The sequence below is a fragment of the Mesorhizobium sp. M1A.T.Ca.IN.004.03.1.1 genome (assembly GCF_003997555.1).
Classification (GTDB): Bacteria; Pseudomonadota; Alphaproteobacteria; order Rhizobiales; family Rhizobiaceae; genus Mesorhizobium.
On sequence record NZ_RZTV01000001.1, the window covers coordinates 401,176 to 424,071 of the forward strand.

21 protein-coding genes are annotated in these 22,896 nt (G+C 63.9%); 12 read left to right on the plus strand and 9 right to left on the minus strand.

The features are described 5' to 3' along the window. Nucleotides 1-78: 78 nt before the first annotated feature. Together EOD29_RS01925 and EOD29_RS01930 are read left to right on the plus strand one after the other, a co-directional pair. Nucleotides 79-1,326, plus strand: coding sequence for a DUF3419 family protein (locus tag EOD29_RS01925; RefSeq protein WP_164763681.1), 1,248 nt, complete (start codon nucleotides 79-81; stop codon nucleotides 1,324-1,326). Beyond that, a complete protein-coding gene (locus tag EOD29_RS01930; protein ID WP_127245808.1) occupies nucleotides 1,323-1,988 on the plus strand; it encodes a class I SAM-dependent methyltransferase in 666 nt (221 codons plus the stop codon). The genes EOD29_RS01925 and EOD29_RS01930 overlap by 4 nt, the downstream gene beginning before the upstream one ends. A gap of 6 nt (nucleotides 1,989-1,994) precedes the next feature. Here EOD29_RS01930 and EOD29_RS01935 read toward each other — a convergent pair whose 3' ends face one another. Beyond that, nucleotides 1,995-3,380, minus strand: a complete 1,386-nt coding sequence (locus EOD29_RS01935) for a serine hydrolase (RefSeq protein ID WP_067329156.1) — start codon at nucleotides 3,378-3,380, stop codon at nucleotides 1,995-1,997. Nucleotides 3,381-3,610: 230 nt separating this feature from the next. On the opposite strand from EOD29_RS01935, the gene EOD29_RS01940 reads away from it, so the two are divergent. After that, on the plus strand, nucleotides 3,611-4,402 hold the full coding sequence (locus tag EOD29_RS01940; protein WP_067329008.1) for a GH25 family lysozyme: 792 nt from the start codon (nucleotides 3,611-3,613) through the stop codon (nucleotides 4,400-4,402). Nucleotides 4,403-4,573: 171 nt separating this feature from the next. Beyond that, complete coding sequence (locus EOD29_RS01945) at nucleotides 4,574-5,752, plus strand: lytic murein transglycosylase (RefSeq protein ID WP_067329003.1); 1,179 nt, start codon at nucleotides 4,574-4,576, stop codon at nucleotides 5,750-5,752. Between the two features lie 37 nt (nucleotides 5,753-5,789). Here the strand turns inward: EOD29_RS01945 and EOD29_RS01950 are convergent, their stop codons facing one another. Next, nucleotides 5,790-7,010, minus strand: coding sequence for an alanine racemase (locus EOD29_RS01950; RefSeq protein WP_127245809.1), 1,221 nt, complete (start codon nucleotides 7,008-7,010; stop codon nucleotides 5,790-5,792). A 208-nt stretch (nucleotides 7,011-7,218) separates the two neighbouring features. On the opposite strand from EOD29_RS01950, the gene EOD29_RS01955 reads away from it, so the two are divergent. Then, on the plus strand, nucleotides 7,219-8,139 hold the full coding sequence (locus EOD29_RS01955) for a DMT family transporter (RefSeq protein ID WP_095802406.1): 921 nt from the start codon (nucleotides 7,219-7,221) through the stop codon (nucleotides 8,137-8,139). A gap of 425 nt (nucleotides 8,140-8,564) precedes the next feature. Here EOD29_RS01955 and metF read toward each other — a convergent pair whose 3' ends face one another. Then, nucleotides 8,565-9,482: a methylenetetrahydrofolate reductase [NAD(P)H] gene (gene metF / locus EOD29_RS01960; protein WP_127245810.1), complete on the minus strand. Its 918-nt coding sequence runs from the start codon at nucleotides 9,480-9,482 to the stop codon at nucleotides 8,565-8,567. After that, nucleotides 9,482-10,489: a metalloregulator ArsR/SmtB family transcription factor gene (locus EOD29_RS01965; RefSeq protein ID WP_067328997.1), complete on the minus strand. Its 1,008-nt coding sequence runs from the start codon at nucleotides 10,487-10,489 to the stop codon at nucleotides 9,482-9,484. The genes metF and EOD29_RS01965 overlap by 1 nt, the downstream gene beginning before the upstream one ends. Before the next feature lie 141 nt (nucleotides 10,490-10,630). On the opposite strand from EOD29_RS01965, the gene tsaA reads away from it, so the two are divergent. The 3 genes from tsaA (at nucleotide 10,631) to EOD29_RS01980 (ending at nucleotide 12,505) form a co-directional block, all read left to right on the plus strand. Further along, the gene (gene tsaA, locus EOD29_RS01970) at nucleotides 10,631-11,137 is read left to right on the plus strand and encodes a tRNA (N6-threonylcarbamoyladenosine(37)-N6)-methyltransferase TrmO (protein ID WP_067328995.1); all 507 of its coding nucleotides are present in this window, start codon (nucleotides 10,631-10,633) and stop codon (nucleotides 11,135-11,137) included. After that, nucleotides 11,134-11,448 carry a DUF2293 domain-containing protein gene (locus tag EOD29_RS01975; protein ID WP_066990672.1) on the plus strand — a complete coding sequence of 105 codons (315 nt, stop codon included), beginning with the start codon at nucleotides 11,134-11,136 and terminating at the stop codon, nucleotides 11,446-11,448. Before tsaA ends, EOD29_RS01975 begins: the two co-directional genes overlap by 4 nt. Nucleotides 11,449-11,545: 97 nt before the next feature. Next, entirely contained in the window at nucleotides 11,546-12,505 is a 960-nt protein-coding gene (locus EOD29_RS01980) for a D-amino acid aminotransferase (protein WP_095824936.1), read from the plus strand. A 69-nt stretch (nucleotides 12,506-12,574) separates the two neighbouring features. Here the strand turns inward: EOD29_RS01980 and EOD29_RS01985 are convergent, their stop codons facing one another. Continuing rightward, nucleotides 12,575-13,204, minus strand: coding sequence for an MOSC domain-containing protein (locus tag EOD29_RS01985; protein ID WP_095802403.1), 630 nt, complete (start codon nucleotides 13,202-13,204; stop codon nucleotides 12,575-12,577). Nucleotides 13,205-13,383: 179 nt separating this feature from the next. On the opposite strand from EOD29_RS01985, the gene EOD29_RS01990 reads away from it, so the two are divergent. Continuing rightward, a complete protein-coding gene (locus EOD29_RS01990) occupies nucleotides 13,384-13,950 on the plus strand; it encodes an isoprenylcysteine carboxylmethyltransferase family protein (RefSeq protein ID WP_095825028.1) in 567 nt (188 codons plus the stop codon). Nucleotides 13,951-13,956: 6 nt separating this feature from the next. On the opposite strand, the gene EOD29_RS01995 is transcribed toward EOD29_RS01990, so the two are convergent. The 4 genes from EOD29_RS01995 to EOD29_RS02010 form a co-directional block, all read right to left on the minus strand. Continuing rightward, nucleotides 13,957-15,078, minus strand: a complete 1,122-nt coding sequence (locus tag EOD29_RS01995) for a beta-ketoacyl-ACP synthase III (protein WP_095824938.1) — start codon at nucleotides 15,076-15,078, stop codon at nucleotides 13,957-13,959. Nucleotides 15,079-15,196: 118 nt separating this feature from the next. After that, the gene (gene tam, locus EOD29_RS02000; protein ID WP_095824939.1) at nucleotides 15,197-15,964 is read right to left on the minus strand and encodes a trans-aconitate 2-methyltransferase; all 768 of its coding nucleotides are present in this window, start codon (nucleotides 15,962-15,964) and stop codon (nucleotides 15,197-15,199) included. A gap of 38 nt (nucleotides 15,965-16,002) precedes the next feature. Further along, complete coding sequence (gene ettA / locus EOD29_RS02005; protein WP_067328984.1) at nucleotides 16,003-17,652, minus strand: energy-dependent translational throttle protein EttA; 1,650 nt, start codon at nucleotides 17,650-17,652, stop codon at nucleotides 16,003-16,005. A gap of 157 nt (nucleotides 17,653-17,809) precedes the next feature. Further along, nucleotides 17,810-18,820: a ribonuclease gene (locus tag EOD29_RS02010; RefSeq protein WP_127245811.1), complete on the minus strand. Its 1,011-nt coding sequence runs from the start codon at nucleotides 18,818-18,820 to the stop codon at nucleotides 17,810-17,812. A 195-nt stretch (nucleotides 18,821-19,015) separates the two neighbouring features. On the opposite strand from EOD29_RS02010, the gene EOD29_RS02015 reads away from it, so the two are divergent. Genes EOD29_RS02015 through EOD29_RS02025 form a run of 3 tightly spaced genes read left to right on the plus strand, consistent with a single transcriptional unit; the run spans nucleotide 19,016 to nucleotide 22,850 of the window. Beyond that, the gene (locus EOD29_RS02015; protein ID WP_127245812.1) at nucleotides 19,016-19,975 is read left to right on the plus strand and encodes an alpha/beta hydrolase; all 960 of its coding nucleotides are present in this window, start codon (nucleotides 19,016-19,018) and stop codon (nucleotides 19,973-19,975) included. A 53-nt stretch (nucleotides 19,976-20,028) separates the two neighbouring features. Continuing rightward, a complete protein-coding gene (locus EOD29_RS02020) occupies nucleotides 20,029-21,204 on the plus strand; it encodes a CaiB/BaiF CoA-transferase family protein (RefSeq protein ID WP_127216755.1) in 1,176 nt (391 codons plus the stop codon). After that, complete coding sequence (locus EOD29_RS02025; protein ID WP_127245813.1) at nucleotides 21,201-22,850, plus strand: thiamine pyrophosphate-binding protein; 1,650 nt, start codon at nucleotides 21,201-21,203, stop codon at nucleotides 22,848-22,850. The genes EOD29_RS02020 and EOD29_RS02025 overlap by 4 nt, the downstream gene beginning before the upstream one ends. Nucleotides 22,851-22,896: the final 46 nt, after the last annotated feature.

Consider the following 22,896-nt stretch of genomic DNA (forward strand, 5'->3'; position numbering starts at 1 on the left):
GCGTCAGCAGCCTGTCACCCGCCTGTCACAACGCTGCGCTACCCGCTTGCGCCAATGCAAACGGGGAATCAGCTTGCCATGTCGGATGTATCGGGAGAACTCGTTTTTCGACGCGGCAAGGAGGTTGGAAAAGCCGTCTACCAGAACCGCGCCCTGTCGAAGGACGGCATTTCCGAGCGGCTTTTCGCCTTCCTGTTTTCCGGCCTCGTCTATCCCCAGATCTGGGAAGACCCGGAGGTCGACATAGACGCCATGCAGCTTGGCGCCGGCCACCGCGTCGTCACAATCGCATCGGGCGGCTGCAACATTCTGGCTTACCTCACCCGTTCGCCGGCCCGGATCGACGCCGTCGACCTCAACGCCGCGCACATCGCGTTGAACCGCATGAAGCTGGAGGCGGTGCGCCATCTGCCCTCGCAGGGCGATCTGTTCCGTTTCTTCGGCGCAGCCGACACCAGCCACAACTCGGAAGCTTACGACCGCTTCATCGCGCCGCATCTCGACCCGGTCAGCCGTCACTACTGGGAGCGCAGGAACTGGCGCGGCCGCCGCCGCATCGCGGTTTTCGACCGCAACTTCTACCAGACCGGCCTGCTTGGCCTCTTCATCGCCATGGGCCATCGTGTGGCAAAACTGTTTGGTGTCGATCCGGCCGGCATCATGAAGGCCGAGATCATCGGCGAGCAGCGCCGTTTCTTTAACGAGGAGCTGGCGCCGGTCTTCGACAAAAAGCTGCTACGCTGGGCGACATCGCGCAAGGCCTCGCTTTTCGGTCTGGGTATCCCGCCGGCACAGTACGACTCGCTGATCACGTCCGGCGACGGTTCGATGGCGAGCGTCTTGAAGGCGCGGCTGGAGAAGCTCGCCTGCGATTTCCCGCTGAAGAACAACTATTTCGCCTGGCAGGCCTTTGCCCGCCGCTATCCGCAGCCCGGCGAGGCAGCCCTGCCCGCCTATTTGGAACAGCGCAACTACAGGACGATCCGCGCCAACACCGAACGCGTCGCCATCCATCATGCCAACTTGATCAAATTCCTCGCCGGCAAGGATGCGGGCTCGGTCGATCGCTTCGTCCTGCTCGATGCCCAGGACTGGATGACCGACGACCTGCTCAACGATCTGTGGACCGAGATCACCCGCACGGCCTCGGTTGGCGCGCGCGTGATCTTCCGCACCGCGGCCGAGCCCAGCCTGCTGCCGGGCCGCGTCTCCAGTTCCCTGCTCGACCAGTGGCGCTACGAAGCCGAGGCCTCGCGCGAATTCTCGGCCAGGGATCGCTCGGCGATCTATGGCGGCTTCCATCTCTATGTGAAGCGCGCCGCATGAGCACGACGGAGCTGCCGGTCCGCCATGCCGATCTGATGGATGGCGTCTATCGCTGGCAGCGCCATATCTACGACATTACCCGCAAATACTACCTGCTCGGCCGCGACCGGCTGATAGCGGGGCTCGACGTGCCGCAAGGCGGCACCGTGCTCGAGCTCGGCTGCGGTACCGGCCGCAACATCGTTCTTGCCGCCCGGCGCTATCCAGACGCCCGCTTCTTCGGTTTGGATATCTCGGCCGAGATGCTGGAGACGGCAAACGCGGCTATCGCCCGCGAAGGTCTCTCCGACAGGGTCGAACTGGCGCGCGGCGACGCCACGGATTTCGATCCGGCGGCGCTCTTCGGCATCGAGCGCTTCGACCGTGTCTTCATATCCTATTCGTTGTCGATGATCCCCGGCTGGGAGAAGACCGTGTCGGCCGCGCTTGCCGCGCTCGCACCCGGCGGCTCGCTGCATGTCGTCGATTTCGGCCAGCAGGAAGGTCTGCCAAACTGGTTCCGGGCCTTGCTGCGCGGCTGGCTGCGGAAATTCCATGTCACGCCGCGCGCCTCGCTGCGCGACGTCCTTGACTCGGAGTCGAAACGGACCGGCGCAACCTTCCGTTTCAGAACGCTTTATCGCGGCTATGCCTGGCTCGGCGTCATCGGAGCTCGGATGTAGAGAGCCTTACTGGTGTAAAGCTTTCACCAGCGCGGCCACCATCGCCTGCGGCCGATAGCCGAGCTTGGCAGGTGTCAGCCCGAGCCGCACCACCACCAATTGCTCCGACGGAATGATGGCCACCGTCTGGCCGTCATGGCCTTCCATCCAGTAGGTGTCCTTGGGCAGGCCGGCGGCAGCGCCCGCGCCCGGATTCTCCTCATCGCCCGGACCCTCGATCCACACCTGGCCGTTGCCGTAGACCTTCGAGGCCGGCGCCGGCTGCCGCATCCAGTCGACGAATCCGGCGGGCAGGATCTGCGCGCCGTTCCAGACACCGCCCTGCAGCAGGAACTGGCCGAAGCGGGCCCAGTCGTGCGCCGTGGCGTAGAGATAGGACGAGCCGACGAAAGTGCCTCGCTCGTCGGTTTCGAGCACCGCGCTGTGCATGCCGAGCGGCTCGAACAGCGCCGTGCGCGGCCAGGTCAGCGCCTTCGCCTTGTCGCCGATTGCCTCCTGCCACAGCCGCGACAGCATGACGGCCGTGCCGCTCGAATAGGAAAATGCCTTGCCCACCTCGCCGCCGAGCGGCTTGGCCTCGGCAAAGCCCGCCATGTCCGGCTCGAGATAGAGCATGCGCGTCACGTCGGCGACGTCGCCATAATCCTCGTTGAACTCCAGCCCGCTCGACATCGCCATCATGTCGGCAAGGCTGATCGCCGCCCGACCGTCGGCCTTCCACGGCGAGAACAGGCCCTTCTTGTCGAGCGCCATCTTGCCGTCCTTGACCAGCGTGCCGACGATCGCGGCATTCACCGTCTTGGTCATCGACCAGCCGAGCAGCGGCGTCTTGGCCGAAAAACCCTCGCCATAGCGTTCCGCGACGATGCGGCCGTTCTTCACCGCCACGACCGCGCGCATGCCTGTCCCGACCATCGCGGCATCGTCGACGATCTTCGTGACGGCGGGGTTTTGCAGGGCGTCCACCCTTTCGCCCTCCGGCCAGAGCGCATCCTGCGAGGCCACCGCCAAAGGCTCGATATGGACGGAGGTCTGCCGCGCCCTGCCGGTGTCGCCATCCGGAACCGACGCGCAGCCGACCCCGTGGCGCTCTACGGCGACGCTCTTGCCCAGCGTCCAAAGCAGGCCCGCCGAAACAAGGCCCCTTTCCTTGTCGACGGATACCTTCATCAGCTTGAGCAGCGGATGGCCCGGCGCCTGCACGTCGACGGCCAGCACTTCATTCGGGTCGCGGCCGGCGATGAACACGTTGGAGCAGACGATCTTGGCCGCATAGCCCGAGCCGACACGGATCAGTTCGGGCGGCGCAAAGTAGAGCCAGGCGAAGAGCGCGATCACCGCCAGCACAATGAGGCCGAACAGCCATTTGATGAACTTCACGACAGCCCGCATCTTTCCGCCCTTGGGTTTTCCGGTTCGCTTTATGTCATTGATTTGCCGCCATTGCTTCTCCAAAATCATGGTCGATGTCGAGCGCCGTCAATGGATTATCAACCATGTTCGGCGATGAACGGAGAGACTGGGCGGTCCTGTGGGGCGACCGTCCGGAGGGGGCCTGCGGAAGCGACCACCATCAGTGAAGGACCCATCAGCGGCCGGCTGATCCCGGCTCGGGGGATATCATGCGCCGTCTTGCGGCCATCCTGATGCTGACGCTGTTGAGCGCCTGCTCGACCGTGGACGATCTATCGCCGCTGGCGCCGTCATCGCAGACGGTCGCCCTGCGCGCGCCCCGTTTCGAAGATTCCAAACCGCATGAATGGGACAGCGGCGCGCCGTGGAATTATGCGATCCACGGCACCGACGTCTCAAAATACCAGACCTCTGTCGACTGGCCGACGGCCAAGGCCAGCGGCATCTCCTTCGCCTTCATCAAGGCGACCGAGGGCGGCGATCGCTTCGACGATTATTTCAACGAGCATTGGGCACGCACCAAGGCCGTCGGACTCCCGCGCGCGGCCTATCATTTCTTCTATTTCTGCACCCCGGCCGCCACCCAGGCGCGCTGGTTCATCGCCAATGTTCCGAAAGATCCGTCGGCGATGCCGCCGGTGCTCGACATGGAATGGAACCCGAAGTCCCCGACCTGCCGACTGCGCCCCGATCCCGCGACGGTGCGCAGCGAGATGACCACCTTTCTCGAGATCGTCGAGCGCCATTATGGCAAGAAGCCGATCATCTATACGTCGCTCGACTTCTTCGATGACAATAACCTGGCGACGTTCCGCGGCTATCCTTACTGGCTGCGCTCGGTCGCCGGCCATCCGCGCCAGAAGTATGGCAGCCATCCTTTCACCTTTTGGCAGTACACCGGAACCGGCATCGTGCCCGGCATGACCGGCAAGTCCGACATCAATGTTTTCAACGGCTCGGAAGCCGCCTGGAACAAGTGGCTGCGGCAGAACACCCGTTGACATCGGCCCCCTTGCCTGCTTTCGACATGGCGGGCGGTGATAGTTGCAACCGCTGGCGATGCGGAGCGGCGCACCCCACCGGGGTGCCGCACGGCGCTCCTGAATTTTGAAATCTACGCATGATGCGTCCGCACCCGGCCGTGATCATGCCCCGGTCTCGTAAGGGAAGCGATGCGATTGCGCGTTGAAATCCTGGCGGCGCTGCTGGTCGGCGCTTTCGCTTGGCCTGCGGCGGCGCAGGAATGCGGCGGCGATTTCGAAGCGTGGAAACAGGGCGTGGCCGCGGAAGCCAAGGCAGCCGGCGTCGGCGCCGTTGGCCTGAAGGCGCTGGAAAATGCCGCGATCGATGAAAAGGTGCTGGCGCGCGACCGCGCTCAAGGGGTGTTCGCCCAGACCTTCACCCAATTCTCGAACCGCATGATCTCGGCCTATCGCCTGAAGCAGGGCGCGGCCAACCTCAAGAAATATGCCGACGTCTTCGCGCGCGCCGACAAGGAATTCGGTGTGCAGCCGGCCGTCATCACAGCGTTCTGGGGACTGGAGACGGATTTCGGCGCCGTGCAGGGCGATTTCCACACGCTGGACGCGCTGGTCACCCTCGCGCATGACTGCCGCCGCCCTCAGTTGTTCCGGCCGCAATTGGTGCCGTTGCTGACCTTGATCGACCGCGGCGTGCTGCCGGCCGACGTCAAGGGCGCCTGGGCCGGCGAGATCGGCCAGACGCAAATTCTACCGACCGACTATCTCGCCCGCGGCGTCGACGGCGACGGCGACGGCAAGGTCGATCTCCGGAACAGCGTGGCGGACGTGATCATGACCACGGCTGACAAAATCCTGTCGCGCGGCTGGAAGCGCGACCAGCCCTGGGTCGAGGAGGTGCGCGTTCCCGACGACATGCCCTGGGACCAGACCGGCCGCACCAACAAGCTGCCGCTGTCGCAATGGGCCCAATGGGGCGTGACCAATCCGGACGGCACGCCGCTCGTCGACAACGGCCTGAAGGCCGGGCTCGCCTTGCCCATGGGTCGCAAGGGTCCAGCCTTCCTGACCTACGACAATTTCGACGTTTATCTGGAATGGAACCAGTCCTTCACTTACGCGCTCACCGCTGCGGTGCTGGCGACCCGTCTGGCCGGGGCGCCGCAATTCGATCCGCGCACGCCCGAGCCCGGCCTCAACGGTGACCAGATGAAGGCCCTGCAGACCAAGCTTGAGGCCAAGGGCTACGATGTCGGCACGGTCGACGGTATCCTCGGCACGAATACCCGCGAAGCGATCCGCAAGGAGCAGATGCGCCTGGGCATGGCCGTGGACGGTTGGCCGACGCCGGAATTGCTGGCGAAATTGTAGCGCCCTGTCCTTCTCCCACAAGGGGAGAAGGGGGAGCTCAATCCGCCATCGTCTCCAAGCTCGCGAAACCTTGCGGCGCGTCGCCCTCGTCGAACGGCGTCGTCACCTCCACGAACGTGTCGGGATAGAACCCGTTGAATCGCGTCCTCAGTGACAGCGAGTAGGCGCCGATATGGCCGATCTCGATCCAGTCGCCCGTGTCGACCGTTTCCGGCAGCCAGAACGGCCTCGACAATATGTCGACGGAATCGCACGTTGCGCCGCAGACCTTGAACGGCACGACCGTCTTGTCGCTGCCATTGCGCGTGCGGATCGCCGGATCGGGAATGAAGCGCGCCGGCAGCGTGATCTTGCCGGTCCATGAATCCGAGAGCGACGCCCAGATGCCGTCATTGATGTAGAGCCTTTTGCCCTTGCGCAAGAGCACGCGCACGATCAGCGACAGGCAGCGCGCCACGATCACGCGGCCGGGTTCGGCGACCAGCGGCATCTCGTCGAACCGGTATTCCTTGAGGTCGCCGGCCAGCCGCGACATGAGCTGGCCGAGCGACGGCATCTCGATGTGCTTGCGGTTGGGATCGTGGCCGTACTCGGCCGGAAAGCCGCCGCCCACGTCGAGCCCGGCAATGTCGAAGGTCAGCCGGTTGCGCACCCAGTCGGCAGAGGCCAACGCGCGCTCGTAGGTGTCGGGGTCCTCGATCTGGCTGCCGACATGGAAGCACAGCCCGACCTTGTAGCCGGTACGGCTGAGCCGCTCGGCAAGCTCCACCGCATTGGCGGGACCGGCGCCGAATTTCTTCGACAGCTCATAGGCCGCGTGGCCTTTGGTCTGGATGCGCACGAAGACGGTGAGAGCGCCGGGATCGATGTCTAGCGCACGCACCACGCGCGTCAGCTTGGTGATCTCGTCCTCATGATCGAGCGAAATCACGCGGATGCCGTATTTCTCCAGCGCCAGCTTGATGTCCGACTGCGCCTTGATCGGATGCATGTAGAGCATTTCGGCCTCGGGCGAGACCCCCCGCACAGCGGCGAATTCGCCGGGCGAGGCGACGTCGAAGGCGCTCACGCCGGCCTCGACCAGCGTCTTCAGCACGATCTGCTCGCCATTGGTCTTGACCGCATAGGCGGTCTTGCCCGGGAACATGCCCATGAACTGCAAAGCATCGGCCTTAAGCACCTGCGGGCGGAAGCAATAGACCGGATCGTCCGGACGAAGCGCCAGTGCCGCCTCGCGGGCATTTTCGAATCGCTGCATGGACGAATCCTTGATCTCGGCGCGCACAATTAATCCTAGCTAGCCGCCAAAGAAAACAGTTCTGTGTCTCGCCTTCGCCTGCGAGCGGCCGTTTTGCGCCACGCTAAACCATTGGGCAGGTTTCGGGTGGCCCTTGCCACCGAACCGTATATCGGTTGGAGCTGGTTCGGCGGATTGAGGGAGCGATCGGCATGGGAGGGGTGACGACATGACGATGGCGGCTGGCGCCGCGCCGACACGCGGACCGATGACGCTCAGAGATTGGGCGCAGCTCCTGCTGCTCGGCGCGATCTGGGGCGGCTCCTTCTTCTTTGCCCGCATTGCCGTGGCGGAGATCCATCCTTTGGCGCTGGTGCTGTTTCGCGTCGCCATCGCGGCGGCCGCGCTTCAGCTCTATCTGGCGATCCGCGGCCCGTCCTTCCGTCTCGCCTTTCCCCACGCCGGCCTGTTCTTCCTGCTGGCGTTGGCCAACAATGTCATTCCGTTTTCGCTGATCTTCGCCGGCCAGACCGAGCTCGGCGCCGGTATTGCCTCTGTGCTCAATGCCACGACGCCATTTTGGACGCTGCTCCTCGCCAATGCGCTCACCGCTGACGAAAAACTGTCCTGGAACAAGCTGGCCGGCATCTCGCTCGGCGTTGCAGGAACAGCTGTCATGATCGGTCCTGGTTTGGCTGCTGGCCTCGGCGAGCCGGCCTGGGCCAAGTTCGCGCTGATCGGCGCCTCGGTGTCCTACGCGATTGCCCTGATGATCGCGCGCCGGTTCAAGGGGGTGCCAGCGCCGGTCATCGCCACCGGGCAACTGACCGCATCGACCATCATCATGATCCCCGTCGTGCTGATTGCCTACGGCCCGACCGGACTGTTTTCGGTCTCGCCGCCAGTCTGGGCCGCGGTGCTCGGGCTGGCCCTGCTCTCCACAGCCTTTGCCTACATCCTCTATTTCAACCTCGTGGCCTCGGCCGGCGCCACCAACGCCTCGCTGGTCACTTTGATCGTACCGGTGAGTGCCGTGCTGCTCGGATTCCTGTTTCTGGGCGAGCGGCTGCAGCTCTTCGAAATGGGCGGCATGGCGCTGATCGGAGTCGGTCTGATCACCATTGACGGGCGCCTGTTCGGCCGATGGTAGCGGTGCCATGCCACGGCTTCGCCATAATATATTCACAAACTCTTGGATCGATTTTTGCCGAAGAGTTTCAATGGCTAACGGCAAATTCGAGGTCGCAAATTCCACAATCACGTCGCAATGCAGCACATTTTCCGCTTGCCTGTGACCCAAATGACTCTAGATTCCGGCCATAGCTCTTAAGAGGAGGCTATGGCATGGGACTGACGAGGCCAATCAACGCATTGATGATTTGTGCTGCGTTTGCATTCATCGGCGCCCTTATCATGGGCGTTCTTCCCTGACCCGCCGAAGCCGGGAAGACCAGCACCGAGGATGAGTCCAACCGATTCGAAAAGGCCGGGTTCCGCCCGGCCTTTTCCGTTTCAATCATTGTTTTGAATGCATGTCGTTTCGCAAAACCGCTGCACACTTTTCGGCGAGTTTGATCAGGCCGCGGCCGAGCCGGCCGCCTCCGCCTCATGCGAGCGGATGCCGATCATGTGGCAGACGGCGAAGACCAGATCGGCACGGTTCATCGTGTAGAAATGGAAATCGCCGACGCCGCGCTCGACCAGATCATGGACCTGCTCTGCCGCGACCGCTGAGGCCACCAGTGCATGCGTTTGCGGATCGTTCTCCAGCCCTTCGAAGCGCTCGGCCAGCCAGGCCGGCACCAGCGCGCCGCAGCGGGAGGAAAAATTGGCGACCTGGGTGAAGTTGTGCACCGGCAGGATACCCGGCACGATCGGGATGTAGATGCCGGCGCGGCGCGCGCGCTCGACATAGCGCTCGTAGAGGTCGTTATCGAAGAAGAACTGGGTGATCGCCCGCGTCGCGCCATTGTCGACCTTGCGCTTCAGCATGTCGATGTCGGTGGCGAAGTCCGGGCTTTCCGGATGCTTTTCCGGATAGGCCGAGACCGAGATGTCGAAATCGCCGACGCTCTTCAGCGCCCCGACCAGTTCGGCGCCGTTCGCATAACCATCGGGATGCGGACGATAGGCGGTCCCCACGCCTGCTGCCGGATCGCCACGCAAGGCGACGAAACGGGTGACGCCAAAGTCGGCGAATTCCTGGATGACGGCGTCGACCTGATGCCGGGCCGCGTCGACGCAGGTCATATGCGCCGCCGGCGTCAGCGTCGTCTCGTGCAGAATGCGCTTCACGGTGCGCGCCGTGCGCTCCCGGGTCGAGCCGCCGGCACCGTAGGTCACCGAGACGAAGCGCGGCTTGAGCGGCTCGAGCCTTGTGACGGTGTCCCAGAGCCTTGCTTCCATCTCATCCGTTTTCGGCGGGAAGAACTCGAACGAAACCCGGACCTTGTCGCCAATGTCGGGGCGGCGGGAAAAGCGGAACTGGTTCATCAGGCTGTTTCCCTTGCTGGAAGTGTGTCGTTGGACGGATCGGCGATCAGCAGGCGGCGATCGCGACCCAACCAGAGCTTGACGGTGAGTCTCGCCTCGGCCTGGCCGCGCGGCTCGAACTCCTGGCTCTCTTCGAGGTCAAGCCCTGCCTCCTCGAACCAGTCGGCGATCTGCCGGTCGGAAAAGCCGAGCCGCATATGCGCGTGCTGGTCGCGCAGGAACTCCAGATTATGAGGCGCGAAATCGACGATCACCAGCCTGCCGGACGGACGCAGCAGCCTCGCGGCCTCGCCGATGGCGCGGGCCGGATCGTCGAGATAGTGCAGCACCTGGTGGATGGTGACGAGATCGAAGGCGTTGCGCTCGACCGGCGGCGAAAAGATGTCGCCCTGGCGCACCTGCGCATTGGCGACGCCGGCTTTGTCGAGATTGGCGCGCGCCACGGTCAGCATCTCGCGCGACATGTCGATGCCGACGCCGCGCCGGTAGAGCGGCGCGAAGATCTCCAGCAGCCTGCCCGTGCCGGTGCCGAGGTCGAGCATCGACTGGAACGGCCGTTTGCCGACAAGCTTGAGCAGTGCCGCTTCCACCGCGCGATCCGGCACATGCAGCGAGCGGATGCGATCCCAGCTGGCGGCGTTCTCCGAAAAATACTCCGCGGCCCGGTCCTGCCGCTTGCGCTTGACAGCGGCCAGCCGCTCCAGGTCGCGCACCACCTGCGGATCGGCCTCGCGCACGCCCGAGACGAGCCGCTGAACGAAATCGCGCGAGCTGTCTGTGTCCGACAGCCTGAAAAAGGCCCAGGACCCTTCCTGGTAGCGGCCGATCAGCCCGGCATCGAGCAGTAGCTTCAGATGCCGTGAGACGCGCGGCTGCGACTGGCCAAGGATTTCGGTAAGGTCGGAGACCGTGAGATCGCCGCGCGACAGCAGCACCAGAATGCGCAGGCGGCTGGATTCGGCAGCCGCCTTCAATGTATCTACCATCGTGTCGAGCGTGACATGCATGAAAGGTTCTCGCTGAAAGATATAAAGATATGTTTATGTCGAATTTAAAACCCTGGCAAGCGTTATGTCGCTCTCGGACAAGAAAATGGCGCAGCCATGGTCCGCGCATTGCAGGCCATGCGTCCGCGGATTGATTGAACGATGTTCGAGAGACGCGAGGACGAGACGCTCCTGGAAAACGACCCGGCCAATCTGCCGCCGGACGGCCATGTCGTCTTCATCGGCCGGATCGCCTCGCCTTGGACGAGCCGCGAGGATTGTCCCAAGAACATGCGCGCCGCCCGCGAGACCGGTCGGACTGGGGCCATCCTGATCGACAAGCCCTACCGCCGGGGGCTGCAGAACCTCGATCGCGCCAGCCACATCGTCATCCTGTCCTGGCTCGATCATGCCCCACGGAATCTGATTGTGCAGAAGCCGCGCCATGCGGCTGAACCGAAAGGCGTTTTCTCGCTGCGCTCCCCTGCCCGGCCGAACCCTGTCGGCCTGCACATCGCCAAGCTCGTCGCGCTCGATATCGAGGAAGGCCGGATCGAGATCGACGCCATCGACGTGCTCGACGGCACGCCGGTCGTCGACATCAAGCCCTACTATGCGTCGACCGATGCCTTCCCTGAGGCGGCCATTGCCGGACGGGAGGAGAAATGAGCGCGCCGACCGGCCGCCGCCGCGCGATTGCCAAGGCGCTCACCGCGCTCTTGCCGCTCGCCCCCTATTCCGACATGGAAAAAATCCGCGCCGATGCCGGAGCCGTGCATATGAAGAGCTTGCCGCCGACGATCGCGGTGTGGCTGGCAACCATCGCGCATGTCCGCCACACCCATACCGACTATGACAAACTGCTGGCCGAAGGCTATGACCGCGACTCGGCACGCTTCTTTGTCATCGACGAGACCAATGAGGTGCTGACCCGCTGGCGCGCGACGCGGCTGCTGGAAGAGGATGACGAGGACGAGTAAAGCACAGGCTAGGCTAGACAGCGCCGTTGGCCTGGCTCTTACTTCATTCGAAGCTGGACGCTAACCTGCCTTTCCACAACGACGAAGATGGAGCGAAATGAGCCAAGCCGCCCCCGCGCCTGCCGCGCCACTACCCATTCTGTCAGAGCGTCATCTCGATCCGCATGCCTATCCCAACGGCGTCGCTTACCTCGATGGACAATATCTGCCGATGTCGCAGGCAAAGGTGTCGGTGCTGGACTGGGGCTTTCTGCATTCCGACGCCACTTACGACACGGTCCATGTCTGGGACGGCCGCTTTTTCCGTCTCGATCTGCATCTCGACCGTTTCTTCGGCGGGCTGGAAAAGCTTCGCATGACCATCCCGTTCGGCCGCGACGGCGTTGCCGAAATCCTGCACAATTGCGTCGCGCTGTCCGGCCATCGCGGTGCCTATGTCGAGATGCTGTGCACGCGCGGCGCCTCGCCGACCTTCAGCCGCGATCCGCGTCAGGCGATCAACCGGTTCATGGCTTTCGCCGTCCCCTTCGGCTCGGTCGCCAATGCCGAACAATTGCGAAGCGGCCTCCACGTCGCGATCAGCGACAAAGTCCGTATCCCACCTGCCTCGATCGATCCCTCGATCAAGAACTACCATTGGCTGGACCTGGTGCGCGGGCTCTATGACGCTTATGACCGCGGCGCCGACACCGCGCTGGTCCTCGACTTCAACGGCAACCTCGCCGAAGGTCCAGGCTTCAACGTGTTCTGTGTCAGGGCAGGCAAATTGACCACGCCCGCCGTCGGCGTGCTGCCCGGCATAACGCGCCGCACCGTGTTTGACCTGTGCGCCGAGGCGGGACTGCCCACGGTTGCCGCGGATGTCAGCGTGGCCGCGCTCAAGTCAGCCGACGAAGTCTTCATCACCTCGACGGCCGGCGGCATCATGCCCGTCACGATGATCGACGGTGCTCCGGTTGCCGATGGCAAGGTCGGGGCGATCACTGAGCGTCTGATGCGCCTCTACTGGCAAAAGCACGAGGATCCGGCCTGGTCGAGCGCAGTGCGCTACGGATGACAACCAAAGCCACTCCAACAGTTCACTCGAGCGAGACTTGAACCGGCGATATCCAAAGCCGAAGCCCGATCACGCGCGATAGATCCACTGCTCCGGCACCCGCACCGAAATCTCTTCGCCGGTCCTGATGATGCCGGGTTTTTCGACCCAGGCGACCAGACCGCGCAGCCTCTTCGCCGTCTTCGGAAACAGCAAGGCCGTCGCGTCGCGATCCGCCGCGTTGACATGTTCGGCGATCGATTGCCCGGCGACCCGGCAGGGCTTGTTCTGGCCGTCGATCTTGATCGTCACGCCGCCCTTGAAGAACAACAGCGACCCCGCCGGCAGCATCGAAAGATGCGGCAGGCCTTCGATCATCAGGTTGGCGCCGATCCATTCCGCCTTGATCTCCTCGAGGCCCATGCGGTGGGCGACGATGGCGAGCTCATCCGCGGCGACGAGCGACAATTGCCGCTCGTTGCGCATTTCGGTGCCGCGCGGGTACCAGGGCTCGCGCCCGCCGGAGCGCCGCGTCGCGCCGGCATGGAAGTCACCCTCGATCCCGTCGAAGCCAAGGCGCAATTCGTCCACGGGCCTTGTCTCGAAATGATCGGACTGCGCGGCATAGAGTGCCGCTGCCAATGCTGTCAGCTTGCGGCCGGCGACGATGTCGGCCGTCGGCTCCGCCGACGGAAAAAGCTCTAGGTTCGTTTCCTGCATAGCGTTGGTCTAGACACGCTCGGCTACTCGGTCCAGTCGAAAGCGCTGATGATCCGATCACAGCGCTTCATGGCGATCACGACTTTCTTACCTGAAGATGCCGCACGCTTTCACATTCCGCCGCATTGCCGCCGCGCCGGCGGCGTAAATGGCGGCGCGAACTTGGGAGGGTTCAGATCATGCAGGTTCAACATGCGATCGCCGCGCTCTGGTTGGCCTGGGTGGTGTCTTGGGTGCTGGCCGCCGCGTGGGCCGATCCAGCGCAAAAGCGCGCGGACTTCAAGGCTGAGGCCCGTTACCGGGTTCTCTGGCTGGCCGGCACCTTTCTGCTGTTCGCGCCGGCGCACGGCTATGTCGGCCGATTGCGGCTGTGGACGCCGACGCTTGCCAAGGGCTGGATCTGCGTCGCCCTGATCGCGATCGGCATCGCTTTCGCCTGGTGGGCGCGCTTGCATCTCGGTCGGCTGTGGTCGGGCACCGTCACCGCCAAAGCCGATCACCGCGTGGTCGACACCGGTCCCTATCGGCTGGTCCGCCACCCGATCTACACCGGCCTGCTGGTGTCGATCCTCGCCACCATGGCAGCCAAGGGCACTGTCTGGGGTGTTGCCGGCGCTGCCCTGCTGCTTGTCGGCATCGTCGTCAAGGCTAGGCTGGAGGAGAGCTTCCTGCGCGGCGAGCTCGGCCCCGCCTATGACGACTATGCCAGGCGCGTGCCGATGCTGGTGCCGTTCGTTCCCGCCTGAGCCGGTTTACAACATCCTCAGCAGCGCGCCGCCGATCGAATAGCCTGCGCCGAAGGCGCAGAGCAGGCCGAAATCGCCGGCCTTCATGTCCGCATGATTTTCGGACAGTGCCACGATGGCGCCGGCGCCCGCCGTGTTGCCGAGCCGCTCCAGCACCATCGGCGCGCGGTCATGGTCGACATCATGGCCGAAGGCGAGTTTCAGGATCATCGCATTCATGCGCGCATTGGCCTGATGCAGCCAGAAGCGGCGGATGCCTTGCGGCGCCAGACCATGCTCGGCCAGGAACTCGACGATGAATTTGTGGCCCGCGACCGTGACTTCCTTGAACACCTTGTTGCCGACCTGCTTGATCAGATTGCCCTCGAGGTTGATCTGGTAGGGATCGTCCTGGGCAGTGCGGGTGTGGTAGCCGAGATTGGTGCGGATGTTGTTCGACATTTGCGTCCAAGTGCGCGTGTCGAGCACCTCGAAGCGTCCCGGCCGCTTCTCGCCCTGGTCGAGCCCTTCGACGATCATGGCGACCGAGGCGTCGCCGAAGATGAAATGCGTCTGCCGGTCGCGGAAGTTGAGATGGCCGGTGATGATTTCGGGCGTCGACACCAGGATGCGCTTGTGCGCCCCTGCCCTGACCAGGTTGACCGCGATGTGCAGCGCCGCCGCGGCGGAAGAGCAGCCGAGCCCCATGTCGAAGCCGGCGCCATTGGTGCCCAGGGCCTGCTGCATCTCGATGGCGATCGCCGGATAAGGCCGCTGATGATGCGAGGCCGAGCAGATCACCAGATCGATATCCGAGCCTTCCACGCCGGCATGGGCGATGGCCTTTTTGGCCGAAGCGATGCCGAACTCCGCCTGCAGCGACAGCGCGTCGTCCGGCCGGGCCGGAATGCGCGGCGCCATGCGGGTTGGATCGAGGATGCCTTCGCGTTCGATCACATGGCGGGTCTGCACGCCCGACGCATGGACGATGAAGTCGCTGTCCGACTTCTGCAGCAGCGTCTCGCCTGTGACGGCGCGGCGCGCATTCTCGGTGTCGACCCAGCTGTTGAAGCTTTCGACCAGCTCTTCATTGGTGATGACAGGCTCGGGGATTTCGGCGCCGATGCCGCTGATGATGACGCGATGCATGTCCAATCCGTCCGAGGCACGGCCTTTGTGCCGGAGCGCGCTACCCTTGTCGCATTTGGCCGGTTTATGCCAGCCTAAATCGCAGTTCCGGCTATCGCGATGAGTTGACCGGAAACGGTCAGGCCCGCTTGGCAATGATGAAGATGCGCGGGAAGCGCAGCAGCACCTTGCCGGTCGCCGTCTTCGGATAGGCCTTTGCGATCTTTGCGGTGTAGCTTTCGAGGAATGTCTTTCTCTCGTCCGCGTCGAGCGGATCGAGGAACGGCTTCAGCCCCGTCGCCTTGACCCATTCGACGATCGCTTCGGCATTGGCCAACGGATGATTGTAGATCGTGTGCCAGATATCCACGCGATCGGCGAGCGGCGACAGAAGATCGTAGTAGAAGGAAACCGGGGGCAGCGGCGCGCGGGCGGCGCTCCTGAGCTTGGCCGAGAACGGCATCTCGGCCGCGGTGTCGCGCATCAACCGATGCGAGGGTTCACCAAGATTATCGGGCATCTGGATGGCCAAGGCGCCGCCCGGCGCGAGCAGCCCGATCAGCTGCTGGAACACCGCCGGATGCTCCGGCAGCCATTGAAAGACCGCGTTTGCGAAGATCACGTCGACGGGCTGTGCCGGCTGCCATGCGGAAGCATCGGCTAGAGCGAAATTCACGTTGGGCAGCCGCGCCTTCGCCTTCTCGATCATGTCGGGTGAGGTGTCGAAGCCGCTGACCTCCGCATCCGGCCAGCGCTCGACCAGCAGCTCCGTCGAGTTGCCCGGACCGCAGCCGATATCGACGACGCGGCGCGGGAAATCGACCGGGACTTGTGCTGCCAGGTCCCGCGCGGGCCGCGTGCGCTCGTCCTCGAACTTCAGATATTGGGCGGCGGACCAGTCAGCCATTTCAGAGCCTCATATGTGTTCGCCGCCCACGGACTTTGTTACCGCGTCAGCCGCTTGTGCGTCATGCGGTGCGGGGTTGCCGCCTCCGCGCCCAGGCGGCGCAGCTTGTCCTTCTCATATTCCTCGAAGTTGCCTTCGAACCATTCGACATGCGCATCGCCCTCGAAGGCGAGCATGTGGGTCGCCATGCGGTCGAGGAACATGCGGTCGTGGCTGATGATCACCGCGCAACCGGCATAGGCTTCGAGCGCATCTTCCAGCGCGCCCAGCGTTTCGGTGTCGAGATCGTTGGTCGGTTCGTCGAGCAGCAGCACATTGCCGCCGCCCTTCAGCATCTTGGCCAGATGCACGCGGTTGCGCTGGCCGCCGGAAAGGTTGCCGACCTTCTGCTGCTGGTCGCCGCCGCGGAAGTTGAAGGACGAGCAGTAAGCGCGGCTGTTGACCTCGTGCTTGCCAAGCTTGATGACCTCGGCGCCGCCCGAGATCTCTTCCCAAACAGTCTTGTTCGGGTCGAGCGCGTCGCGGCTCTGGTCGACATAGCCGAGCTTCACGGTCTCGCCCTTGCGGATCGAGCCGGCATCCGGTGTTTCCTGGCCGGTGATCATCCTGAACAACGTCGTCTTGCCGGCACCGTTCGGGCCGATGACGCCGACGATACCGCCCGGCGGCAGTTTGAACGACAGATCCTCGATCAAAAGCTCGTCGGCAAAGCCCTTGTTGAGGCCCTCGACCTCGATGACGACATTGCCGAGGCGCTCGCTCGACGGGATGACGATCTGCGTGTCGGTCGGCTTGCGGTTCTGCGACTGCTCGACCAATTCCTCGTAGGCCTTGATGCGCGCCTTGGACTTGGTCTGGCGCGCCTTCGGCGAGGATTGGATCCATTCGCGCTCGCGCCAGATCGCCTTCTGGCGGGCGTCGTCCTCGCGCCCTTCCTGGATCAGGCGCTTGGCCTTGGCATCGAGATATTTGGTGTAGTTGCCCTCGTAGGGAATGCCGCGGCCGCGGTCGAGCTCGAGAATCCAGCCGGTGACGTTGTCGAGGAAGTAGCGGTCGTGGGTGATGATCAGCACCGAGCCCGGATAGTCGCGCAGGTGCTTTTCCAGCCACTGCGTGGTCTCGGCGTCGAGATGGTTGGTCGGCTCGTCGAGCAGCAACAGGTCGGGCTGCTCGAGAAGCAGCCGGCAGAGCGCCACGCGGCGCCGCTCGCCGCCCGAGAGGTTGGTCACTTCGGAATCGGCCGGCGGGCACTGCAGGGCGTCCATCGCCATCTCGACCTGCTGCTCGAGATCCCACAGGTTCAGCCGGTCCATCTCGTCCTGCAGCTTGGCCGACTCGTCCGCCGTCTCGTCGGAATAGTTCATCATCAGCTCGTTGTAGCGCTCGATGATGGCGGTCTTCCTGGCGACGCCGTCCATGACGTTTTCACGCACGGTCTTGCTGTTGTCGAGCTGCGGCTCCTGAGCGAGATAGCCCACGGTCGCGCCTTCGGCCAGCCACGCCTCGCCCTGAAACTCCTTGTCGAGCCCGGCCATGATGCGCAGGATGGTCGACTTGCCCGAACCGTTGGGGCCGAGGATGCCGATCTTGGCGTCCGGATAGAAGGACAGGTGGATGTTGTCGAGCACCTTCTTGGTGCCGTAGGCCTTCGACAGGCCTGACATGTGATAGATGAACTGGCGAGCCACGCGCGCTTTCCCTGAAACTGAACTGTCGAATTGGATGGGGTTGCGCGCTATGTAGGCGATGAAGCGCCGAACGGCAATCGCTTTCGGCACGCCGCGATCTTCACCAGCCGGCGATCATGCTCGGTTCGGCGGCCAGATCCGGGCCTAGGCACGCGCCCTATTGAAACCCTATCGCGTCCACCATGCCCTTCGGGCAGCCCGCCTTGCTCGTCGGCGCCGAGGCGATCAGCAGGCTGGCGAGCTTGCTGTCGGGGCCGATCGGACCGGAGAGACCGAGCGTCAGCTCGCCGATCAACCGCCTTCCGCTCGACGGATCGACAAGGCAGGAGACGCGCACGCGGTCCCCAGCGCCCTTGCCGAAGGCCTGGTCGAAGGCATTGCGGATCTGCTCCGATGTCAGCTGCTTGCCGATGTTTTTGACAAAGAGATCGCGCACCGGCGAGGCGTTCACCGCGCGCATCAGATTGAGCGCGTCGGAGAAATACTCTTGCTGGCTCTTGCCGTAGCAGGTGCCGTGCTTGATCCATTCATGGCGCTCCAGCTTGGACGCCGTGCCCGGCATCATCTGGTCGAGCTCGGCGCGCGTGTTGGCGTCGAGTTCGACGGGTGGCAAATCTCCCCAATGCGCGGGATTGTCGTTGGCCTTGTCGCCCGCCGACACCTGGCAATAGAAATTGCCGTTCGGCTGCGGCCACAGCCCATGCAGCGTGAAGTGCGAAGCGTCGAATTCGTTGGGATTCTGCGCCTTGCATTCGGGTTTGTTGGCCTTGGTCTCACAGAATGCGGGCTGCCAGCTCAGCGCGAACACATATTCAGGCTTGCCGGAACCAGGTTGCGACGGCTTCATCGGATCGGCCGGCGAGGGCGTGGCGGACGCGCTGCTGCCGGTGACATGACCGCAGCCGATCTTCACCCAGCGTCGCTCCGGATCGGCGCCAGGAACCTGGATGAGATAATGGGTGGGCTCGTCCTTGTTGCCTGCCAGAAGCTGATAGGTCTGTCCCGCTTCGGTAGACACGTTGCCGGAGTTCTTGCCGCTCCTGATGGCTTGCGTTGCCGGACAGGCGCTGTCGGCCACGAAGGTGCCGCTCATCCTCACATCGGCCTGAGCCGCGCCGGCGCCAACCAGGGCCAGAACAACCGAACCCCATACTGCCCAAACCCGCATTCCCGCTCTCCCGGCGATCATCGAACCGTATCGGATTCGCCACATTAGAACAGGCGACGTGTCAGAATTGCGATCTTTGTCGTCGCGCGAAAATAATCCCCAGGAGAGCGATAAGCGCACTCCATAGGCTCGAAAGGATCTCGCACTCTTGACGCAGCCGAAGCCCTCGCCCATCAGTCGCCAAGGGAGCGAGACATGCCATTCGACAAGCAGACCAGGCTGGCCTCACCGACCGGGGCCGACCTCAACCTCTATGTGAAACATGCGCAACTATCCCCGCGCGCCGTCATCCAGATCAATCACGGCTTGGCCGAGCATGCGGCGCGTTACGCCCGCTTTGCCGACTTCCTCGGCGCGCGCGGCTTCCATGTCTACGCCCATGACCATCGCGGCCATGGCGCGACAAAGGCGCCCGATGCGCCGCTCGGCCGGTTCGCCGATACCGACGGCATCGCCAAGGTGATTGCCGATGTCGGCGCGGTGCATGATCTGATCGCCGTTGAACATCCGGGATTGCCGGTCATCGCTTTTGGACACTCGCTCGGCGCCTCGATCGCGCTGAATTTCGTGCTCCGCCATTCCGATCGCGTCCATGCCGCCGCAATCTGGAACGGCAATTTCTCGCAAGGCCTGCTCGGCCGGCTGGCCCTGGCCATCCTGGGCTGGGAAAGGATGCGGCTGGGCTCCGACGTGCCATCTCGGCTGCTGCCCAAGCTGACCTTCCAGGCCTGGGGCAAGGCCGTACCCAATCACCGGACCTTGTTCGACTGGCTGTCGCGTGATCCGGTCGAGGTCGACAAATACATCGCTGACCCGCTCTGCGGCTGGGATGCCTCGGTCTCCATGTGGCGCGATGTGGTCAACCTGGCGCTCTACGCCGGCAGGGATTCTAGCTTCGCCGGCGTGCGCCGCGACCTCTTCGTCAATCTGATCGGCGGCGGGAAGGATCCGGCATCGGACCACGGCAAAGCGGTTCACCACCTTGCCCGGCGGATGGACAAAATGGGCTTTTCGAATCTGGTTTCAAAGATTTACGCCGACACCCGCCACGAAAGCCTGAACGAGGTCAACCGCGACATCATCATGAATGATTTCGCCGCCTGGGCGGATCATACGCTGAACTCTAGCGGCATTGGCCCATTGCATGGGTCGTGACAGGGGCGACCTCTGTTGGTAGACGCTGCGCTTTCGACCACTCACGGTGATCCATGGCTGAACCCCCGCTGAAAGGCATCCGCGTCATCGAACTCGCCCGCATCCTGGCAGGCCCCTGGGCCGGGCAGTTGCTCGCCGATCTCGGCGCCGATGTCATCAAGGTGGAGAGCCCGCACGGCGGCGACGACACCCGCAAATGGGGCCCGCCCTTCGTCATGAGCCATGACGGCGAGAACCTTTCGGCGGCGTACTATCATTCCTGCAATCGCGGCAAGCGCTCGGTCGCCATCGATTTCTCCAAGCCCGAGGGCGCCGACACGCTCCGCCGCCTCGTCGCCACGGCCGACGTGCTGATCGAGAACTTCAAGCTTGGCGGTCTCAAGAAATACGGGCTCGACTATGAAAGCCTGAAGAGGATCAACCCGCGTCTCGTCTATTGCTCAATCACCGGTTTTGGCCAGGACGGGCCCTACGCGCCCCGCGCTGGGTACGATTTCATCATCCAGGCGATGGCCGGCATGATGTCGATCACCGGCGAGGTCGGCCGCGAGCCGCAGAAGGCGGGCGTCGCCATCTCCGACCTGTTCACTGGGCTTTATTCGGTGATCGCCATCCAGGCGGCGCTTCGCCATGCAGAAAGGACCGGTGAAGGCCAGCATATCGACATGGCGCTCTTCGACAGCCAGATCTCGGCGCTCGGCAACCAGAACCTCAACTATCTGGTCTCGGGCAAGTCGCCCGTGCAGATGGGCAACGCGCATATGAACATCGCGCCTTACGAGGTGCTGCCGGTCAAGGACGGCCATATCATCCTCGCGGTCGGCAATGACGGACAATTCACCAAGTTCTGCGCAGCGGTCGGCCTCACCGATCTGCCAGCCAATCCGGATTTCGCCACCAATCCGGCGCGCGTCGCCAATCGCGCAAAGCTGCGCGAACAGATCATCGAGACGCTGAGCACGTGGGATCGCGATCCGCTGCTGGCGAAGCTAGAGGCGGCCGGCGTGCCGGCAAGCCCGATCAACACGATCGGCCAGATGTTCGCCGACCCGCAGACGATCGCGCGCGGCATGCGGCTCGACCTGGACGACGGTCATGGCAATTTGCTGCCTACGGTACGTGCGCCGATGGTGATGTCCGGCACGCCGCTCGTCTATGAGCGCCCCTCGCCGCGTCTCGGCGAGCACACTGAGGAAATCCTTGCCGAACTGGAGAGAGCAGCAAAATGAAAACGGGCGGACAATTGATCGTCGAGGCGCTCCAAGCGAACGGCACCGACCGCATCTTCTGCGTTCCAGGCGAATCCTATCTGGCAGTGCTCGACGCGCTGCATGACTCGCCGATCCGCACCATCGTCTGCCGTCAGGAAGGCGGAGCGGCGATGATGGCCGACTGCCAGGGGCGCCTGACCGGCAAGCCCGGCATATGCTTCGTCACCCGCGGCCCCGGCGCCACCAACGCTTCGGCCGGCATTCACATCGCCATGCAGGATTCGGTGCCGCTGATCCTGTTCATCGGCCAGGTCGCCAGTCACGCCAAGGAGCGCGAGGCTTTTCAGGAGGTCGACTACAAGCGTTTCTTCGGCGACATCGCCAAATGGGTGGTCGAGATCGACGATGCCTCACGCATCCCGGAATTCGTCACCCGCGCCTTCGCGGTGGCGACGTCAGGCCGCCCTGGCCCAGTTGTCATCTCGCTGCCCGAGGACATGCTGACCAGCGAGGTCGAGGCCCCAACGGCGCTGGCTCATACGCTGGTCGAAACAAGCCCTGGTGAAGCCGAACTCGACCGGCTTGAGGCCCTGCTCAATGCCGCCAAACGGCCGATTGCCATCCTGGGCGGCACGCGCTGGGATATTCAAGCGGTTCAGGACGTCACCCGTATCGCAGAGGCCTGGTCACTGCCGGTCGGCTGCTCCTTCCGCCGCCAGATGCTGTTCGACCACTTGCATCCGAACTATGCCGGCGATGTCGGCATCGGCATCAATCCGAAGCTGGCGGCAACGGTCAAGCAGGCAGACCTGGTGCTGCTCATCGGCGGCCGCATGGGCGAGATGCCGTCCTCGGACTATACGCTGTTGAAAAGCCCTTACCCGGACCAGATGCTGGTGCATGTCCACGCCGACGCCGGCGAGCTTGGCCGCGTCTATCGGCCGACCCTGGCGATCAACGCCTCCCCCGCCGCCTTCGTGCGAGCCTTCGCCAGACGCAAAGGTCCGGCCGCGCCCGGTTGGGCGGCGGAGACGGCAAAGCTGCATGCCGCCTATCTCGAATGGTCGACGCCGCCTCAGACCGGCCCCGGCGCCGTCCAGATGGGGCCGATCATGACCTATCTGGAAAAGGCGCTGCCGGAAGACGCCATCCTCACCAACGGCGCCGGCAACTACGCCACCTGGGTGCATCGCTTCCACCGCTTCCGCCGCTTCGCCACGCAGGCGGCGCCGACTTCCGGCTCGATGGGCTACGGCACGCCGGCCGCGGTCGCGGCCAAGGCCCTGTACCCGGATCGCGAGGTCATCGCTTTTGCCGGCGACGGCTGTTTTCTGATGAACGGGCAGGAGTTCGCGACCGCCGTGCAATACGACCTGCCGATCATCGTGGTGGTCGTCAACAATGGCATTTACGGCACGATCCGCATGCATCAGGAGCGGGAATATCCGAGCCGCGTCGTGGCGACCGACCTCAAGAACCCGGATTTCGCCGCCCTCGCCCGCGCCTATGGCGGCCATGGCGAGACCGTCGCAAGGACCGAAGACTTCGCTCCGGCCTTCGAACGCGCACGCGCCAGCGGCAAGCCGGCGATCGTCGAGATCAGGCTCGATCCCGAAGCCATCACGCCGACCCGCACGCTGACACAGATACGCGACAAGTCCTGATCAGGCAGAACGAGGCGGTCGCCCCCCTCGCTGCTGCCTGAGGAAA

What these genes read in the sequence shown, in the direction of transcription:
- metF (WP_127245810.1), bottom strand. Translation starts at nt 9,482, where the DNA reads ATGAACCAGTTCCGCTTTTCCCGCCGCCCCGACATTGGCGACAAGGTC.
- EOD29_RS01965 (WP_067328997.1), bottom strand. Translation starts at nt 10,489, where the DNA reads ATGCATGTCACGCTCGACACGATGGTAGATACATTGAAGGCGGCTGCC.
- EOD29_RS01940 (WP_067329008.1), top strand. Translation starts at nt 3,611, where the DNA reads ATGCGCCGTCTTGCGGCCATCCTGATGCTGACGCTGTTGAGCGCCTGC.
- tsaA (WP_067328995.1), top strand. Translation starts at nt 10,631, where the DNA reads ATGTTCGAGAGACGCGAGGACGAGACGCTCCTGGAAAACGACCCGGCC.
- EOD29_RS01935 (WP_067329156.1), bottom strand. Translation starts at nt 3,380, where the DNA reads ATGCGGGCTGTCGTGAAGTTCATCAAATGGCTGTTCGGCCTCATTGTG.
- EOD29_RS01950 (WP_127245809.1), bottom strand. Translation starts at nt 7,010, where the DNA reads ATGCAGCGATTCGAAAATGCCCGCGAGGCGGCACTGGCGCTTCGTCCG.
- EOD29_RS02020 (WP_127216755.1), top strand. Translation starts at nt 20,029, where the DNA reads ATGGCTGAACCCCCGCTGAAAGGCATCCGCGTCATCGAACTCGCCCGC.
- EOD29_RS01925 (WP_164763681.1), top strand. Translation starts at nt 79, where the DNA reads ATGTCGGATGTATCGGGAGAACTCGTTTTTCGACGCGGCAAGGAGGTT.
- EOD29_RS01995 (WP_095824938.1), bottom strand. Translation starts at nt 15,078, where the DNA reads ATGCATCGCGTCATCATCAGCGGCATCGGCGCCGAAATCCCCGAGCCT.
- tam (WP_095824939.1), bottom strand. Translation starts at nt 15,964, where the DNA reads ATGGCTGACTGGTCCGCCGCCCAATATCTGAAGTTCGAGGACGAGCGC.
- EOD29_RS01930 (WP_127245808.1), top strand. Translation starts at nt 1,323, where the DNA reads ATGAGCACGACGGAGCTGCCGGTCCGCCATGCCGATCTGATGGATGGC.
- EOD29_RS01990 (WP_095825028.1), top strand. Translation starts at nt 13,384, where the DNA reads ATGCAGGTTCAACATGCGATCGCCGCGCTCTGGTTGGCCTGGGTGGTG.
- EOD29_RS01955 (WP_095802406.1), top strand. Translation starts at nt 7,219, where the DNA reads ATGACGATGGCGGCTGGCGCCGCGCCGACACGCGGACCGATGACGCTC.
- EOD29_RS01945 (WP_067329003.1), top strand. Translation starts at nt 4,574, where the DNA reads ATGCGATTGCGCGTTGAAATCCTGGCGGCGCTGCTGGTCGGCGCTTTC.
- EOD29_RS01980 (WP_095824936.1), top strand. Translation starts at nt 11,546, where the DNA reads ATGAGCCAAGCCGCCCCCGCGCCTGCCGCGCCACTACCCATTCTGTCA.
- EOD29_RS02025 (WP_127245813.1), top strand. Translation starts at nt 21,201, where the DNA reads ATGAAAACGGGCGGACAATTGATCGTCGAGGCGCTCCAAGCGAACGGC.
- EOD29_RS02015 (WP_127245812.1), top strand. Translation starts at nt 19,016, where the DNA reads ATGCCATTCGACAAGCAGACCAGGCTGGCCTCACCGACCGGGGCCGAC.
- EOD29_RS02010 (WP_127245811.1), bottom strand. Translation starts at nt 18,820, where the DNA reads ATGCGGGTTTGGGCAGTATGGGGTTCGGTTGTTCTGGCCCTGGTTGGC.
- EOD29_RS01975 (WP_066990672.1), top strand. Translation starts at nt 11,134, where the DNA reads ATGAGCGCGCCGACCGGCCGCCGCCGCGCGATTGCCAAGGCGCTCACC.
- EOD29_RS01985 (WP_095802403.1), bottom strand. Translation starts at nt 13,204, where the DNA reads ATGCAGGAAACGAACCTAGAGCTTTTTCCGTCGGCGGAGCCGACGGCC.